The organism is Sphaerospermopsis aphanizomenoides BCCUSP55, from assembly GCF_001586785.1.
GTDB classification, from domain to species: Bacteria; Cyanobacteriota; Cyanobacteriia; order Cyanobacteriales; family Nostocaceae; genus Sphaerospermopsis_A; species Sphaerospermopsis_A aphanizomenoides_A.
Genome location: NZ_LUFH02000118.1, coordinates 1 through 17,777 on the forward strand (window position 1 = coordinate 1; position 17,777 = coordinate 17,777).

The 17,777-nt window shown below is 37.7% G+C and carries 16 protein-coding genes; 9 read left to right on the forward strand and 7 right to left on the reverse strand.

Going from position 1 to position 17,777, the window contains the following annotated elements; genetic code table 11:
• Positions 1-97 precede the first annotated feature (97 nt).
• From def to recJ, 6 genes are all read left to right on the forward strand, one after another.
• On the forward strand, positions 98-661 hold the full coding sequence (def, locus tag A0J48_RS22770) for a peptide deformylase (RefSeq protein WP_200326869.1): 564 nt from the start codon (positions 98-100) through the stop codon (positions 659-661).
• Between the two features lie 11 nt (positions 662-672).
• Positions 673-876, forward strand: coding sequence for a hypothetical protein (locus A0J48_RS22775; protein WP_200326870.1), 204 nt, complete (start codon positions 673-675; stop codon positions 874-876).
• 290 nt (positions 877-1,166) lie between these two features.
• Positions 1,167-1,985: a PD-(D/E)XK nuclease family protein gene (locus A0J48_RS22780; RefSeq protein ID WP_200326871.1), complete on the forward strand. Its 819-nt coding sequence runs from the start codon at positions 1,167-1,169 to the stop codon at positions 1,983-1,985.
• Between the two features lie 127 nt (positions 1,986-2,112).
• A complete protein-coding gene (locus A0J48_RS22785; protein WP_200326872.1) occupies positions 2,113-2,553 on the forward strand; it encodes a hypothetical protein in 441 nt (146 codons plus the stop codon).
• 113 nt (positions 2,554-2,666) lie between these two features.
• Positions 2,667-3,308: a GNAT family N-acetyltransferase gene (locus A0J48_RS22790; protein ID WP_200326873.1), complete on the forward strand. Its 642-nt coding sequence runs from the start codon at positions 2,667-2,669 to the stop codon at positions 3,306-3,308.
• A gap of 65 nt (positions 3,309-3,373) precedes the next feature.
• Complete coding sequence (gene recJ, locus A0J48_RS22795; protein ID WP_200326874.1) at positions 3,374-5,689, forward strand: single-stranded-DNA-specific exonuclease RecJ; 2,316 nt, start codon at positions 3,374-3,376, stop codon at positions 5,687-5,689.
• Positions 5,690-5,912: 223 nt separating this feature from the next.
• Here the strand turns inward: recJ and A0J48_RS22800 are convergent, their stop codons facing one another.
• From A0J48_RS22800 to A0J48_RS22820, 5 genes are all read right to left on the reverse strand, one after another.
• Entirely contained in the window at positions 5,913-6,692 is a 780-nt protein-coding gene (locus A0J48_RS22800) for a hypothetical protein (protein WP_200326875.1), read from the reverse strand.
• A gap of 196 nt (positions 6,693-6,888) precedes the next feature.
• Positions 6,889-7,902, reverse strand: coding sequence for a cytochrome d ubiquinol oxidase subunit II (gene cydB / locus A0J48_RS22805; protein ID WP_200326876.1), 1,014 nt, complete (start codon positions 7,900-7,902; stop codon positions 6,889-6,891).
• Between the two features lie 14 nt (positions 7,903-7,916).
• Positions 7,917-9,356, reverse strand: a complete 1,440-nt coding sequence (locus tag A0J48_RS22810; RefSeq protein ID WP_200326877.1) for a cytochrome ubiquinol oxidase subunit I — start codon at positions 9,354-9,356, stop codon at positions 7,917-7,919.
• Positions 9,357-9,929: 573 nt separating this feature from the next.
• A complete protein-coding gene (locus tag A0J48_RS22815) occupies positions 9,930-10,091 on the reverse strand; it encodes a hypothetical protein (RefSeq protein WP_234301104.1) in 162 nt (53 codons plus the stop codon).
• Positions 10,092-10,185: 94 nt separating this feature from the next.
• Positions 10,186-10,893, reverse strand: a complete 708-nt coding sequence (locus A0J48_RS22820) for a YdcF family protein (RefSeq protein ID WP_200326878.1) — start codon at positions 10,891-10,893, stop codon at positions 10,186-10,188.
• A gap of 332 nt (positions 10,894-11,225) precedes the next feature.
• On the opposite strand from A0J48_RS22820, the gene ctpB reads away from it, so the two are divergent.
• The 3 genes from ctpB (at position 11,226) to modA (ending at position 14,807) form a co-directional block, all read left to right on the forward strand.
• Complete coding sequence (ctpB, locus tag A0J48_RS22825; RefSeq protein WP_200326879.1) at positions 11,226-12,566, forward strand: carboxyl-terminal processing protease CtpB; 1,341 nt, start codon at positions 11,226-11,228, stop codon at positions 12,564-12,566.
• A gap of 255 nt (positions 12,567-12,821) precedes the next feature.
• A complete protein-coding gene (locus A0J48_RS22830; RefSeq protein ID WP_200326880.1) occupies positions 12,822-13,790 on the forward strand; it encodes a glycosyltransferase family 2 protein in 969 nt (322 codons plus the stop codon).
• 273 nt (positions 13,791-14,063) lie between these two features.
• Positions 14,064-14,807: a molybdate ABC transporter substrate-binding protein gene (gene modA / locus A0J48_RS22835; protein ID WP_234301105.1), complete on the forward strand. Its 744-nt coding sequence runs from the start codon at positions 14,064-14,066 to the stop codon at positions 14,805-14,807.
• Between the two features lie 200 nt (positions 14,808-15,007).
• Here the strand turns inward: modA and A0J48_RS22840 are convergent, their stop codons facing one another.
• Positions 15,008-15,832: a sulfite exporter TauE/SafE family protein gene (locus A0J48_RS22840; RefSeq protein ID WP_200326882.1), complete on the reverse strand. Its 825-nt coding sequence runs from the start codon at positions 15,830-15,832 to the stop codon at positions 15,008-15,010.
• Between the two features lie 35 nt (positions 15,833-15,867).
• Positions 15,868-17,142, reverse strand: coding sequence for an NAD(P)/FAD-dependent oxidoreductase (locus tag A0J48_RS22845; RefSeq protein ID WP_200326883.1), 1,275 nt, complete (start codon positions 17,140-17,142; stop codon positions 15,868-15,870).
• Between the last annotated feature and the right edge of the window lie 635 nt (positions 17,143-17,777).

Genomic DNA, 17,777 nt, shown 5'->3' on the forward strand with positions numbered 1-17,777 from the left:
GTCCCCAGTCCCCAGTCCCCAGTCCCCAATCACCAATCACCAACCAACTGACGATAGAATTGATGAGTAAGACATTCATTATTAAGCCAAGAGAATCATGCCCTCTGATATTGCTGTAGACAAGAAAAAGTTAAAAAATCCACCTTTGAAGCTTCATTATTTAGGCGATCGCGTCCTGCGTCAACCCGCAAAGCGCGTCACTAAGATAGATGATGAACTTCGCCAACTGGTGCGGGAAATGCTGCAAACTATGTACAGCGAAGATGGTATTGGTTTGGCTGCACCCCAAGTCGGAATTAACAAACAACTTATTGTCATCGACTGCGAACCAGACAAACCAGAAGCCCCTCCACTGGTATTAATCAATCCCGTCATTAAACAGGTTAGCAGTGAGCTTTGTGTTGCTCAAGAAGGTTGTTTAAGCATCCCTAAAGTTTATTTGGATGTCAAACGCCCTCAAGTAGTAGAAATTGCCTATAAAGATGAATATGGCCGTCCTAAGACTTTAAAAGCTGGTGACTTACTAGGAAGATGTATCTTACACGAAATGGATCACCTCAACGGAGTGGTATTTGTAGACCGTGTAGAAAATTCCTTGACTTTGGCACAGGAGCTATCTAAAAATGGCTTCTCGTATCAAGCAGTTAAACCAGTAGCATAGGTGGTCTTGTTGTGTATTTAACTCCAAAAAGCGGTTTATTTTTAGGCAGTTCTTGTGTAACAGCGATCGCTGCTGTTGGTTCGGTATTTGAACTCAGTTCTGGACAACCAGATTTCGGTGTCCAAACCACTGCCATTATCTTAGCTTTAAGCATTCCCCTGACTGTCTTATTTTTTATGGCAGCGGTCAAGGATGCGCGAGCTAACATTAAATAAGCATCAGGTAAATCAAAAAGGTAAAAGGTTCTTTTTCTCTTTTACCTTTCATTTTTTGTGATTGCTATACAAATAAACAATATCGTTGCAAAACTGATAATTTCCCTATTGTGGGAAGTAGCGTTTTTTATTTTCTCGTGATATGATGAATATGCAGATTCTAATAATGGAGTATAGAGACTCAAAAATTGTTGCAACCACTCCATTATACTAAATATAGTACCGCGCCCCACCAAAAAAGTCAACAAATATACCATAAATAATGGCGTAGCGGGTAGTAAAAATTCCAAATGCTATCAACATCTACTCAACTATTTCGACTTTCCCAAGGACATCTCAGTTTACTTGCAGCTTGTCCTCGTAAATTTCAGCATACCTATTTAGAACAACTGATCACACCCTCAGACCCCCAACAGACAGAAAATCAGACTTTAGGTAGTCGCTTTCACCTGCTCATGCAGCAGCAAGAAATGGGTTTACCGATTAATAGCTTTCTCCAAACAGATGCTCAACTGCAAAAATGGATGACATCTTTGGCTCAGAATGCACCAGAAATATTATCACCTGACACTAATATCCACACTTTTCGGGAAAGTGAACATTATCGCACTTTGCAAATTCAAGATTACGTACTCACAGTCATCTATGATTTATTAATAGCAGACAACGAAAAAGCACAGATTTTTGATTGGAAAACCTATCCCCAACCACCAAAGAGAAGCACATTAGCAAAAAATTGGCAAACCCGACTTTATATGTATGTTATGGCAGAAACCAGCACATATTCGCTGGAAAATATATCTATGACTTACTGGTTTGTCCAGGCTAAAGGTAAAACTAAAAATATTCAATTTAGCTATGATACTAAACAACACGCACATATAGGCAATCAACTCAATCAATTGTTAAATAAATTAACAAATTGGTTAGACAATTACCAAAATGGTCAACCATTTCCGCAAGTAGGAGAATCTAAAACCTGTGATTGTTGCCAGTTTGCTAAACGGTGCGATCGCTTCTCTAACGGGAGGTATAGCTCAAACAGCCTAGAAGCAGCAGTAACTAATTATATACCTAATCTTGATATCATTGAAGAAGTATCACTATAGCAAAGAACAGGAAAAAAAAGACCTGCTCTGGCCTCTTGTAAGAGTGCCTTTTGTCCCTGAAAACTGACAATTAACAACTGACAACAGCTACATAACATCTTTATTACAATTGAGGAGTTAGATGGAAATGATGAACTCATGGTTTCGTTTTTGGTGGTATTGGTTAGTGATTGCTATCACCCTGGGACTAGCTATGGTCGGTCTTGGCTTAGTGGTCATCCCAGATTTTATCAATTCAGTCCTGCAGGAAATATTTTTTTCCACATCTCAAGCACAAGCTTCCTTCAATGAAGTTGCAAATTCTTACGTTAAATTTTTCTTTGGTGTACTTGGTGGAGTAATGATTGCTTGGAGTGTGGCTCTTTTATTCATCCTAGCAGGGCCATTTCGTCGTGGACAAAAAGAGGCATGGTACGCTGTCACAGTATCAATACTTATTTGGGTGATCGTGGATAGTTCAGCTTCTATAGCAACAGGATATTGGCAAAATGCGGTTTCTAATACAATATTTTTGGTGTTTTTGGGCGCTCCTTTAGTTGCCACATACCGCGATTTTTTCAAATCCTAAGAGAGTCTGAAAACTTTTTCGTGAAGTATTGAACTCTTGTAAATAAACCACCAATCCCCCTTGTTAAGGGGGACTTTGGGGAATTTATATAGCGAAAATTAACTGCAATAATTATGAAAACCTTTGATGAAACCGACAATATCTATGTGCGAGAACTAGGAATTGATGATATTGCTCCTGTTTATCATTTAGGCGAAGAATTATTTACCAGCGATTTATATCCTTATTTATATCGTACCTGGGATGAATGGGAAGTAATTGGACTTTACAACACAGATCCAGAATATTGCCTAGTGGCTGAAACAGAGAGTGAACTAGCAGGATTTATTTTAGGAACTATTATTAGTAAATCCTCTTGGACTTATGGTTATATATTGTGGTTGGGTGTCAATCCCAAATTTCAACGTCAGGGAGTAGCAGATAAATTAGTTGATAAAGTCGTAGCGCGAATGATAGAAGATGGGGCGCGGTTTATGTTAGTAGATACAGATCCTACCAATATACCAGCAGTGAAGTTTTTTAATCGCAAAGGCTTTGGTAACATCCGGCAGCATATTTTCTTATCTATGAATTTAAGTAAACATCCCTATTATGGCAGATTGATAGATTATGAACATCAAAAAGCCGAAAGGGCTGGTTATAGGCGCACTCGTCCTACGATTCGTTCCCGTAAATCAGAAGGAATTCCTACGGAAGTAATTATTAATCCTTTAGCGAATGAATCACCAATAGATTTGATTATCAATGATGAATGAGTGTTGTCAGTGGTAAAAGGATAAATTTTTGGATTTTTAATTTTTAATTTTTAATTTTTAATTAAATGCAGTGGATTTTAGCAGAAACCGAACAACCTCCTGAGAGTTTTATCCAAGCGGTTAAACAGTACACACCTTTATCAAGTGGAAGTTTTGCGGCTCAATTACTGTGGCAACGGGGGATAAAAGATCCTGAAACATTAGCAGCATTTGTGAATTTTCAGGCTTATCAACCAGCAAGTCCATTTGAGTTTGGTAGAGAAATGGATTTAGCAATCCAACGCTTAAAAAAAGCAGCTACATTTGGAGAAAAAGTATCAATTTGGGGAGATTTTGATGCTGATGGTATTACATCTACTGCTGTATTATGGGATGGTTTGGGACAGTTTTTTCTTCAACATCAACAATTAATATATTACATACCTAATCGTTTAAAAGAATCTCATGGACTGAATTTAGCAGGAATTGATAATTTAGCTCAACAAGGTTGTACATTAATTGTTACTTGTGACACGGGAAGTACAAATATTGATGAAATTATTTATGCCCAGAAATTAGGTATAGATGTGATTATTACTGACCATCATACTTTACCTGTTCAACGTCCGCCAGTTGTGGCAATTATCAATCCTCGTTATTTACCAAAAGAACATTCTTTATTTCATCTTTCTGGGGTAGCAGTTGCTTATAAATTGGTGGAAGCATTATATGAGACTTTACCAGATGTACCGGAAAATCCTTTAACTGATTTATTAGATTTAGTAGCGGTGGGATTAATTGCTGATTTAGTACAATTGAGTGGTGATTGTCGCTATTTAGCACAGTTGGGAATTCAACAACTGCAAGCAGATTATAAAAAACCAGTTGCAGAAAGAAGAAGACCAGGAGTAGGAAGATTATTAGAATTATGTCAAAGAAGTGGCGATCGCCCCACAGATATTTCCTTTGGTTTGGGACCCCGCATTAACGCCGTTAGTCGCATTCACGGTGATGCTAGTTTCTGCGTAGAACTATTAACAAGTCGAGATATTCAACGTTGTCATCAACTCGCAGAAGAAACAGAATTAGCTAATACTCGTCGCAAGTCTTTACAAAAAGATGTGCAGAATCAAGTATTACAAAAACTTTCTCAATTAGATTTATCAACTACTAGTGTCATCGTTTTAGAAGATCCACAATGGGCTTCAGGTGTGTTAGGTTTAGTTGCAGGTCAAGTTGCCCAGGAAACAGGCCGTCCAACTATTTTATTGAGTACAGAAAGTGGAGATTCTGAACCGAAATTAGCACGAGGTTCTGCGCGTTCAATTAATTCCGTCGATTTATATCAATTAGTTAAAGAACAAGCACATTTATTACATCGTTTTGGTGGACATCCGTTTGCAGCGGGATTGAGTTTATTGGTGGAAAATATTCCCTTATTTACAGATGCAATTAATCAAAAATTACGGCAATCTTTAGGAGGAATAAATCTTGTACCTACCGTCCAAGCTGATTTGGTGGTGACAGTTGCAGATTTGGGTAAGGATTTATTTTTAGAACTTAAACTTTTAGAACCTTGTGGCATGGGAAACCCAGTTCCCAAATTACTAATTAAAAATTGTTGGTTTGAAAATGCTTGGCATCGAAATCAAGAAGATTTAAAAGGAAAGAAAATCCAATATATTAAAACCGAGTTTAATATTCGGGATGATTCTACTAATAACCCTTTTCCTGGTATTTGGTGGGGACATTATAAAGAAGAATTGCCTATAGGTAGATGTGATTGTATAGCGGAAATAGACTACAATAGCTTTAAAAAACGCTATGAAATTAGATTAATTGCCGTGCGTCTCTGTGCTGAATCAGAATTCAAAACTCAGAATTCAGCAGTGATTTTAGATTGGCGAAATCAGGATTATTCCGAACTCAGTCAGAAAAAAGAAATATTGATAATTGCAGATTGTCCCAGAAGTTGGGATGAGTTAAAAGCTTGGTTGAGAAGGTCACTTTATAGTCAACAGCAACTAGTTTTAGCTTGGTCAAAAACCCAACAAATAATGCCGAAAGACATTTGGTTAATGTTGGTAGGAATTGCTAAATATTTGCATCGCACTAATGAACAAGTTAGTCGGGTGCAACTTTTAAATAAATTGGGTATCAGCGATCAAAGCTTACATTTAGGATTTCAAGCTTTAAAATATCTAGGTTTCACAGTGCAATATCAAGACCGTTATTTTCAAATCTCTTGGGATGCAGTTATTAGAAATGAAATTAAGGCTGATAATGCGATTACTAAATTTTTAGCAGCAGTACAAGAAGAACAATTTCAACAAGAATATTTTACCACAGTTCCAGTAGCTATGATTCAAGCAATAGCTGTTAATGGTGTGCAGAATATGTGACAATACTCAAAATCAATTCAGTAGAGCTTCATATTAATCATAATCTTCAATATCGGCTTCTACTTTAGCGATTAGCTTGTTCAATTTTCCTGAATCTAAATCGGTTTCAATTTGTTTATCCCACATCTCATCCAAATACTCTTAAGGAAAATGGGGAATAAGAAGATGAATAACCCCATTAACAATCACCAATCACCAATTACCAATTAGCAATTACCCATCTTCAGACAAGATAACTAGTATTAGGAACAATGGGAAACATCGCATACTCATACCAAGCAGTCCAAATAAAACTACGAATCCATCGCTGACGTTTTTCTAGACTTAATTCGTATGCAAAAGCACCAGAAGAAACATCAATTGAAGATAAATGAGAGTTGCAACCACAGCCATGTTGATAGGTAAAACCATATTTAGAGGCTATACTTTGCACCTTCATTTGCATAGCAAATACTTTACCTGCGTGTAGTATGGCATCCCAGGAACGCTTATGTTCAATATCACGCTGATCGAATCTCAAAGCCCTTTCTTCAAACACATGATCTCGATAAATTGGGGCTAAATGCACATGATAAAAACTAGCTGGTAATTCATAACTAAATTCATGGAAAAGTTCTAATCCAATCCGCGCTACTTTGACTTCATTGGTATATTCAGCACCTTTTGATTCTAAATTATGCAGAACTTCTTCAAAATTCGGATAATTGTGAACCATAAAGTCATGGCCATAGAACTCTAGAGTTTCCCAGGCCAGTTGCTTCATGATCTCAGAAAATGCAGGTCTTAAATGAAATAAACGTGGGCTTTCGTTAAATAAATCAACATCCCCATATTGCAATTTATATTGAAATAACTGCGCCATCTCAACATAAATTTTTGGCTCACTAAGTTTGACATTTGCCCTTCCTTGAGCGATATCTTGCCACACAGAAGGTAGTTGAGATATGGTAACTGCATTTTCACCCACAATGACTGTAAGATTTGGTGCTTCTTGAAGTTGCATAGATAATTTCCACAAAGATATTAATCATCTAATTTACTCCAAGAAATGCCATTTTATCTCTTGTCAAGAAAATTTGATATTTGACAGATTGTCTTTTGACATTTGGCATATTTTGGGAAAGGAAAATGTAGTGGATTTTATGCAGCTTTCAAGAAACAAGAATTTATTGGCTGAAAATTTGATAATTGTTATAAATTTATTCTCCCTCTTCAGTAGTTACTACCTTACCCCGGAAAACAAAGTAATTGTAAATGTTGTAAAACAACATAATGGGAATCAAAAACCCAATGAAAGTAATCATGAACACCATTGCACTGGGAGAAGATGCTGCTTGATAAATGGTAATAGTGGGAGGAATAATGTAGGGAAAGGCAATAAATCCTAAACCGATAAATGTCAGTAAAAAGATTAAAGCTGTATAGACAAAAGCAGCAACTTCCTGTTTACGGTTAAGACTTTGTAGCAGCAACCAAATCAGCAATATACCCAACAAAGGAATCAGGGCAAAAATATAAACTTCTGGTTGATGAAATAGCCTCGCTCTAGCATTTTCATAGACAATTGGTGTCGTTATGGTAATTAAACTTGCCCCGATGAAAGTTGTCCAAGCTGCTAATTTGGCAGTGCTAAAATGGGTTTCCTGTAATTTACCTTCGGTTTTCAGAATTAGGTAAGTTGAACCAATCAACACATAACCTTGTACAAGGGTCAATGCTGTTAGTAATGATTGCCAACTTAACCAATCCCATATTCCACCAATAAAATGCCCAGCCGCATCAACTTTGATTCCTGCTAATACACCACCCAAAGCAAATCCTTGAAATAAAGCAGCAATAAAACTGCCGATTCCAAAGGCAAAATTCCAGAAACTTTTATTATCAGAATGTTCCCGAAATTCAAAAGCAACAGCCCGCAAAATTAACCCCACAACCATCACCATCAGAGGCAGATAAAGAGCATTTAAAATTGTTCCATAAGCTAAAGGAAAAGCTCCAAATAATGCACCTGCCATTAAAACTAACCAGGTTTCGTTAGCATCCCAAACGTTGCCTAAACTGGTCATTAATAAACTACGGCGTTTCTCATCGGAAGAAGTCAAAGAGAGGATACCAACACCTAAATCAAAGCCATCTAAAAGCACATACAGGAACAGAAAAAGCCCCAGAATAACAAACCAAACTTGTGGTAGAAAGTGCAATAAAGCTTCCATAAAAATTCTTTTTATTATGGTGTTTCTAGAGGACGGCTATCAGGAATATGACTTACAGCTTCAGTGGCAATTACTGTTTTAATTTCACTTCCTGGTATGGGTAAATTCAAATCTGGTCCTTTGCGAATAATGCGGCTACCAAAATACATAGCTGAGACGAACAACACACTGTAAAGAAGGGTAATAACTGAGAGTGAAAATAAAACTTCACCGGGTAGTAAATGAGAAGCTGCATCAGCAGTACGAATTTGCCCGTATACCGTCCAAGGTTGTCTTCCCACACAACGGACAATCCAACCTGTTTCAATTGCTAAATAGCCCAAAGGTGCAGATAAAATCCAAGCCCTTAACAACCATTTTTGCTGAGTTATATTTTGATTACTCAGTTTACCTCTTAGCCATTGAATAATACTGCACAGCATTAATCCAACTAAGAAAAAGCCGATTCCTGCCATAATGCGGAAAGAATAGAAAATTAACCCTACCATTGGGGGTCTATTTTTTGCTGGCCATTCTTTCAGTCCTAAAACTGGTTGAGAAAGTGTAGGTTTGAGTTCTAAGATGTAACTTAAACCATTGGGAATAGAAATTTCTAAATCATTTTTTTCAGCTTTTTCATTAGGAATTGCTAAGATATTCCATTTTGCAGATGCACCTGCGGGGACTGTTTCCCATTGTGCTTCAATTGCGGCTAATTTTGTGGGTTGATAGTGATAAACTTGGTCGCCACTAGCATGACCAATTAACACTTGTAAAGGAGCTACAAAAATTGCGATCGCTAAAGCTATTTTCAAAGATTTGCTAAAAAATTCTTGCTGGCGATTATTAAGAATGTACCAAGCACTAATACCGCCAATCACAAATAAGGAAGTCTCCAAAGTTGCAAAAAACATATGGAGAAAACTATTCACCATGAAAGGATTCAAAATGGCTTGAAAATAGTCATTAACAATAAACTTCCCATTCACCATTTCTCCACCGGCAGGAGTCTGAAACCATGAATTAGCCACTAAAATCCAGAATGTGGAAAGATTCGCCCCAAAAGCCACGAGAATAGTCGCTAAGTAGTGAATTACGGGAGGAACTCGATCCCAACCAAACATCATAATTCCTAAAAAAGAAGCCTCTAACATAAATGCCATTGAGCCTTCAAATCCCAGAATACTACCTAAAAAATCTCCTACCGCTTCGGATAATGGGGCCCAGTTAGTCCCAAACTGAAAACCCATTGGTAAACCTGATGCAACTCCAATACCAAAGTTAAGTAAATACAGTTTTGACCAAAAACGAGCGTGATGATAATAAGTAGGATTTTTGGTTTTTAACCATAGTCCTTCCACGACGATTAAGTAGATAGACATACCTGTAGTAAGGACAGGCCAAATCATGTGGAAAATCGCTGTAAATGCAAATTGCATCCGCGATAATGCCACGGTATTAGATAAAATTTCCATACTCTTGGCAGGAGTTAGTACAAAGAGGATAAATACGTACTCAGAATATACACTAATATGGGTTTATACGTTATTACTTCCAAAAGTTTTAAGCTTTGCAAAGTCTGACTGATGAAGAGTTTATTAAAAACCCTGCTTTTAGTAATCCATATCCAGAGATAAAGTAACAGGACTTACGCACAAAATTTATCATCAGGGCTGGGTGTAGGGTGTGGGGTGTAGGGTGTAGGGGTTTTTTTCTTTGATGAACTTATCCTCCGAAAACCTTATTTTTTCGTTTTTTTGCGTAAGTTCTAAGTAAAATAAAAATTATCAATATTTAAGGTTTTATATTTAAATGCTATTACGGCTTTAATTGGAACTCCTGCTTTTACTTGGATAATTCTGCGGCGTAATTCTAAGCAAGCTTTTTAAACGCAGAGGTACACAGAGGTAGGCGCAGAGGTACGCAGAGTGTTTATATGGCTGTATCTACACATTATTCGGTGTGTGAGGTAATTAAATTTTTGAATTCTTAAAGTTGTAATTCCACAAACAATTACCCTATTTATTTCTAATTTACTTATTTTCAATTCAATATATATTTAATATCCGTTGTCGAACTCGTTCTATGATTATTTCTTCTTCAGCAGATAGTCCATCAAATAACATCTCATATATAAGTGGTACACCTAAATCTAATTCTTCTAAAAGTGTACGCTGGCTAAATACATCCTCTGGTGTTCCTTCTAACATCAATTTTCCTTGGGTTTTTCATAGGACTTACTCCACACCCAGCCCGGATGGTAGATTTTGTGCATAAGTCCTGTTTCAATTTGGTATGGGGAGTTTATTTGCCCAACTGTCCCTGATGTTCACAGTGAAAACCACGTTGTTCCCAAGAAAGTATATCGACATCTATAAGTTTTGTTACTTGTGAACATTGGGGCTGAATGAATTGACTGAAAATCGCCCAAAATAAACTACGTATAATATCTAAAACAGTTTTTAACAAAAATTCCCGATTACCAGGAATACCAATTTCCTCCACAACTTCTGGTTCTACCCAAATTCCATGAGCGCCTAAGATAATTTGTGCCATCAACTTGGCTCGCAAAACATGAGAACCGGAGGTAATTAATTTGACCTTGCGTACTCCCCAACTCTGCAAAATTGGCACACCATAATAAAAATTTTCAAAGGTAGAATTAGCGCAATTTTCTAACCATACTTTTTGTAACTCTTGTAAATCTGCTACTTCTCGCTGAAAAATGAGCAAAATACATGGATCTGGAGAACCATGAGAAATTAAAATTGGCGTTTGGGGATATTTTTGTACTAGTTGGGCAACATAAATCTCCCGACGAATACTACCTCCCAGTACAAAAAATGCATCTACTGGCTGTGGTGATGCAAAAACTAAGGTTATAGTAGTGAAAGTCAGCCAACCCAGCAGGATCAAAAACAACCCAAACATAATATTTTGTAACAACCGCCACAATTTTCTCAATCTACCCTTCAAGGAAATAGATAAATTGATAGTGAATCTGTGCTTCATAAACATAGAAGATTACAGCTTTGTTATCTACTATTAAAAAGTCCTGCCATCTAGTCAACAAAGTGCTATCTTAGGGAAAGAATTTAAGGTTTAAAGATGACGCAGTGACTAGTATCACAACCTCACTGTGGCTACTTTGACAGGAAAACCAGGAAAACTAAGGCATCATTAAGGCATCATTTTGAATTAAAAGACAGTCAATTACGCATCCTTATATACAGGAATAAAACGATGGACTAAGCATAACTGAAAATTAGGGTATAAAAACTTAAAAATCTCAGGAAAACCTGATTGCTAAACTGTCAACAATACAAATATTCCAGCTGATATACATGAACCAATCTGCGAAACGTTACTCACCGCTCCAAGCAGCCTTGATTGGTGGAGCGATCGCTACAACTGCTACTATATCTGTATTTGGTCAAGCTTGGACAAAGTGTGTTCATGCTGCTTTACAAGATAGTCCCAAGGCGTTAGTTGACCAAGTATGGCAACTGGTGAATCGTGAATATGTTGATGGCAAATTTAATCAACAAGATTGGCAAGCAACCAGGCAGAGCCTATTAAGCAAAGACTATACTTCCAATGAACAAGCTTATGTAGCCATTCGCTCTGCCCTGCAAACATTAGGTGATCCCTACACGCGGTTTATGGATCCCAAACAATTTACAGCCTTGACTACTCAAACTTCTGGGGAAGTATCCGGTATCGGTATTCGCATGGAAGTAAATGAAACAACCAAGCGATTAACCGTCGTTGAGGCTATAGAAAATTCTCCGGCGCTCAAAGCAGGTGTGAAGTCAGGAGATGAGATTTTAGCCATTGATGGTAAACCCACTGTCAAGATGAAAGTGGATGAGGCATCTAATTTAATTCGCGGTAAAGTTGGTACTGCTATTACTTTACGACTAGCACGACCTGGCAAAAATGAGTTTGATCTGAAGTTGACAAGAGCAACTATCGAAGTACCGACGGTAAATTATACCCTGAAACAAGAAGGTGGCCGTCGAGTAGGTTATATTCGATTGCGAGAGTTTAGCGCCCACGCTGCTGATCAAATGCGTCGAGCTATTCGCAACTTAAACAACCAAAAAGTTGACTCTTATGTATTAGATTTACGCGGCAACCCTGGTGGTTTGTTGCAAGCAAGCATTGAAATAGCGCGGATGTGGATAGATAATGGCGGCATTGTCAAAACTGTAGACCGTGTGGGAGGTAGTGAAGAAACTAAAGCCAATCGCACAGCTTTGACCAATAGACCCTTAGCTGTACTTGTAGATGGTAATTCCGCTAGTGCTAGTGAAATTCTCACAGGCGCACTCAAGGATAACAAACGGGCTGTAGTTGTAGGTAGTCAAACTTTTGGTAAAGCCTTGGTGCAGTCAGTACATGAACTGAATGATGGTTCTGGGTTAGCAGTAACTATTGCTCACTATTACACCCCTAAAGGTACGGATATCAATCATAAGGGGATTACACCCGATATTCAGCTAGATTTGACGGAGGCTCAAGAACGTCAGTTAGCTGCTAATCCAAATTTAATTGGGACATTGAATGACCCACAATATGCCCGTGCTATTACTGCTCTCTCTAATACAAAATTTGCCCAACCTCTTACACCCCCTCAAAATTCTCAACCTCTCAGCATTAGGGCCGATGATTTGAAGCTTTAACAAGAAAGAATTCAGGAGTCAGGAGTCAGGAGTCAGGAGTCAGAATTGAATTCTGTGCGACTGGCGAATGAATAAACGGGTTTAATCCCCTCACTGATTGCATTCTGTAGCTTGCTTCCCGCAGGGTATTCTGAGTTCTTATTTAAGTTTTAAACTTTTTTTGCAGGTGTTCATGTATTTTGTGTGATTGATGCAAATCCCACTCTTATCATCAAGGGTGGGATTTGATTGGGAATATTTAGAGAATTTTAGATTATGAATCATCAGCCAGTTGATGCGAATACCGCCCAAAGCTTTTTTCCCAAGGTTTCGGTAGTGATTCCTATTTATAATGGTGAGGTAGATTTACCAGATTTGCTGAATTGTCTATTGTTGCAAACTTACCCAAAAGAGCAGGTAGAGTATTTATTAGTAGATAATAATAGCAGCGATCGCACTCTTTCCATTTTACAAACAACAGCGGAAAATTCCCCTATCACCATCCGTCCTTTAAGTGAAAATAATATTCAAAGTTCCTATGCCGCCCGTAATACAGGTATAAAAGCTGCTAATGGGGAAATTATCGCCTTTACCGATGCAGATTGTCGTCCCCAACCCCAATGGTTAAGTACATTAATTCCACATTTTATTAATTCAGAAATAGTAATTGTTGCTGGTGAAATTGTAGCATTACCAGGTAAAAGTTTATTAGAACAATTTGCAGATAAACAAGAAACATTATCCCAAAAACATACCCTAGCCCACAAATTTTGTCCCTATGGACAAACCGCAAATTTAGCAATTCGTCGTCAAGTTTTCCAAACTTCAGGTTTATTTCGTCCCTATCTTACCACTGGTGGAGATGCAGATATATGTTGGCGAATTCTGAAAGCTAATCTGGGTAAATTAGAATTTGCACCAGAGGCTATTGTCCAACACCGTCACCGCCTGACAATGAAAGAATTAGCTAATCAATGGAGACGCTATGGACGTTCCAATCGCTATTTACATGAATTGCATGGTGTAGAATTAATGCGAGAAAGGAAAACAAAAGAATACGCTTATATTTTACTGCGTTGGTTATTAAAAGAAGTACCAAAAACAAGTGTTAAAAATATTATTGGTCAAGCTAGTTTTGTGGATTTGTTAAATACTCCCATTAGTTTATTTACTGGTAGAGCAAGAAGTATTGGGCAAAGAGAAGCAAAGTTACCAGAAAATGCCCAAATGATTGAATGGTTATAAGATGATCGGGTTAAAAATGTCAACCTGTAAAACCTTGGCAGAAACTAGATTTTTTCGGCTGGTTTCTGCCTGGTAATAAGGATAAAATGTATTCTATAATACACTTTTTAAAATATAGATATGTAAATATTTACCAACTTACACGGTAAACCTCTAGTAACATTGGTAAAACTCTACTGAGTATCTATTTTTATGAAGGAAAAGTTCTCAAAAGCCCTTTTTTCAGTAAAAAGAAGAAAATTAATACTATCAATTGCTACAGCATTGACTACTATGCTGATAGCAATTGGCTTACCAACCCTAACTTCAATCCCAGTAGTAGCGCAGTCAAATACCAACCTACTTGTATCTGCTGCTGCCAGTTTGAAAGAGGTATTAGAAGAAATTAAGCCTCTTTACCAACAAAGTCAGCCAAACGTCAACATTAGTTATAACTTTGGCGCTTCCGGTGCGTTGCAACAACAAATTGAACAGGGTGCGCCGGCGGATATTTTCATATCTGCGGCAAAAAGACAAGTTGATGCTTTAGAACAAAAAAATCTTTTAGTTCCCGGTACTCGTAACATCATTGCCAAAAACCGTCTGGTTTTGGTTGTACCTAAGAATGTTGCGGGTGTGAGTAGTTTCTATAATCTCAAAGATGCAAAAATCAAAAAAATAGCTATTGGTGAACCAAGAAGCGTACCCGCAGGGCAATATGCACAACAAGTTTTGGAAAAATTGAAAATATGGGAATCGGTCAAACCGAAACTCGTTTATGCTAATAATGTCCGTCAAGTTTTAGCATCTGTAGAAAGTGGCAATGCTGATGCAGGTTTAGTTTATGTGACTGATGCCAAAATTGCCAAAAATATCAAAGTTGTAGTTGCTGCTGATGAAAAATATCATTCTCCTATTATTTATCCGTTAGCAGTTATTAAACGCAGTAAAAATGTTGATGCAGCTAAGAAATTTGCTCAATTTTTATCTAGTGATCAAGTCAAAGCTATATTCAAGAAATATGGGTTTATCAATTGATAATTGACAATTGATAATTGACAGTTGTTTAAGTAAGTCGGTGTGAAAAAACAGAGGTATGTAACAAGATGTAAACTTGCTAAAAGTCCCTTCCCTCTTGCCTTTTGCCTCTTGCCTCTTGCCTTGCCATAATGACAATTTTCAACGCCAACCTACTTAATTCAAAGTGAATTCGATAAACCTCACCCTAATCCTCTCACTTATAGGGAGAGGTAATTGTCAATTGTCCATTGTTGAAAAATATTTTCCAAACCCCATTCAAACAACATAAAAATAGCAACTAAAATCACAAAATATCCAAAATATTTTTCTAGATTTTGCCCTTGAATCAAATTGGTTAGATAAGCTCCAATTAACATTCCTGTACCAGCAGCTAAGGTGAAAGTTACCATTAAATTTATATCTACAGAAACAGAACCTAAATAACCAGCAAATCCTGTCACAGATTTCAAAGCTATAATCACTAAAGATGTCCCAACTGCTTCCTTAATTGGTGTATTACCCATAAGTACCAGTGCGGGAATAATCATAAATCCTCCACCAATACCAACTAATCCAGAAAGTAAACCCACACCTAAACCTTCTGCGAGAATAATTGGCCAAAGAGGAAATTTATCTACATATTTACTACTTAAATTTAATTCTGTCTCCGATTTATTACTAGCATTTTTAATCATTAAATAGGCTGCTAGGAACATTGTAGAAACGAACAAGATGAGTTGAAAAGTGGGTGTGATAATGGGAAGAGTCGCTATTCGCGCACCGATGTAAGCACCTACCATTGCACCAGGAGCAAATAAAGCTGCTGTTTTCATGTTGACATTACCTTGTTGCCAGTGGGGAATAATACCAATGAGACTGACAATACCAACAATGACTAAACTCATAACGATCGCAGATTTGAGCGGTACTCCTAGCACATAAGCTAAAATGGGAACAGCTAGAATCGAACCACCACCGCCGATTAAACCTAAACTAATACCAACACACACAGCACAAAAATGGCCGAGAATCGAGATTAACATTGCACAGGTTTATTTTTCAATATTTAGATTAGAAGTTAAATTTCTCTAATCGGTTGTACTAATGATAACCCCAGAGCTTGTAATCCCCATCGCTCAAACCAAGGAACAGCTACACCACAACGCATTTTAGTCAGGAAAAACCACTCAAAAGCCGTTTTACTCCAACTTACCCAACGTCCCTCTATAGCTACTGCTCTTCTGCGTTGTCCAGTCATGGGATTTGGTAAAACTTGGTCTGCTAAAAAGGCAATTCCCGTATCGCCAAAATCTGCTAAACAAAGTGCTTCTAAGGTGGGAGTCACCAAAGGAGCAGAAATTACCCCCAATTGCACAGCAATATTATGAGCCACAGCCATTCCCATTGCTTCCGTCATTTGTCCTGTTTTTGGCACACCAATGGGAATAGGAGTAATTTCCGGTGGTTTGAGTTGAGTAGTCACACCCACACTATAAATAGAGGAAAATTGAGGATGTTGATAAGTGGGTAGTACAGGTAAAAAGCCCTTTTTATCACTTAAATCAGGTGCTTCTCGTAAAAAACGCGCTCCCCGAAATGGCGGTAGTAGCATTGCATAAGCATAAGGTAGAGTGCAACCATCAGCCAGCAAAATTTTTTCTGATTCAATTTGGCTAATAGCTGCATTTTCAAATACTTCAATTTCTCTTTGGTGAAGTAATTTTTTCACTAATTCCGCCGAATTGGCCATACCGCTAATTCCCAAATGTCCCACATAAGGTTCTGGGGTAACAAAGGTAATAGGGACTTGATTTCTCAACCCCTTGCGTCGTAATACCCAATCTGCTAATAATGCAAACTCGTAAGCAGGCCCAAAACAACCTGCACCTGGTATTGCTCCCACTACCAAAAGACCGGGATTTTGGAGAAACTGTTGCCAAGCCGCAGCAGCTTTGAGTGCGTGAGCAGGATTACACACCGACTGCACATATCCAGCTTCTTCATCTAAACCAGGTATGACATCTAAAGCTAATTCTGCACCTGTCGCAATTACAGCATAGTCATAAGTAATTACTCGTTCCCCTACAACCACTTGTTTTAACTCTGGTAAAATTTGGCTGACTCCTCCTAATACCCATTCAATACCTCTTTTTACTACTAATTTTTCTACGTCTAATTGCACCTTTTCTAATGGTTTTAAACCCAAACCCACCCAAGGGAGAGAAGGAATAAAAGTAAATTTGGGGGTATTAGAAATTAATGTAATTTGATGTTCTTTGGGTAATATTCGTCGCAGTTCATAAGCTGTGGGTAATCCTCCTATTCCTGCACCAATGACGACAATTCGAGCCATAATACCCCCGTTGATTAAATATAGCTATTGCCACAGAGGACTTCCACAACAGCTAAGAAGTTTACTTAATTCTGCTCTCCTGGTCATCTGCGACTGAATATCCCGCAAATTTTGCTTATTAGGCTATTATGGCATATAACTATCAAGTAAGATAGTAGTATATTTGGCATTAATAATGGTGAAAATTGTCAGTATTGTCCGTAATCTTCGCGAGAATGTACTGATCATAAGCAATTTTCAGGTAAACCACAAAACAAAGTTTAAAACCCTTGTAGAGTAATTGTATGCAACTTCTCTACTGTGGTCTAACTAGATGAAAACTGCTGTACACTGAAAACATTAAAATAGGGTAAATCACGTAAACAAATCTAAGTGCTGGCTTTTGAACTGGATAGTATTTCTACTGAGAAATTCAGTCAAAAACTTCAGTTTTTATGACGATGCAAAGTATTTTAAGAAATATTAATTTAATTCTGCTTGGCCTAAACAATTACCTGTGGGAAAAGTCACAGGAACATTTACATTTAAAGATGTTGAATAATCACCCCTACCTAAGAGGATGTTTGAAAAGTATTAGATGAAACCAGTAATCTAGAAAAACCTAACCCCCCTACCCCCCTACCCCCCTACCCTAC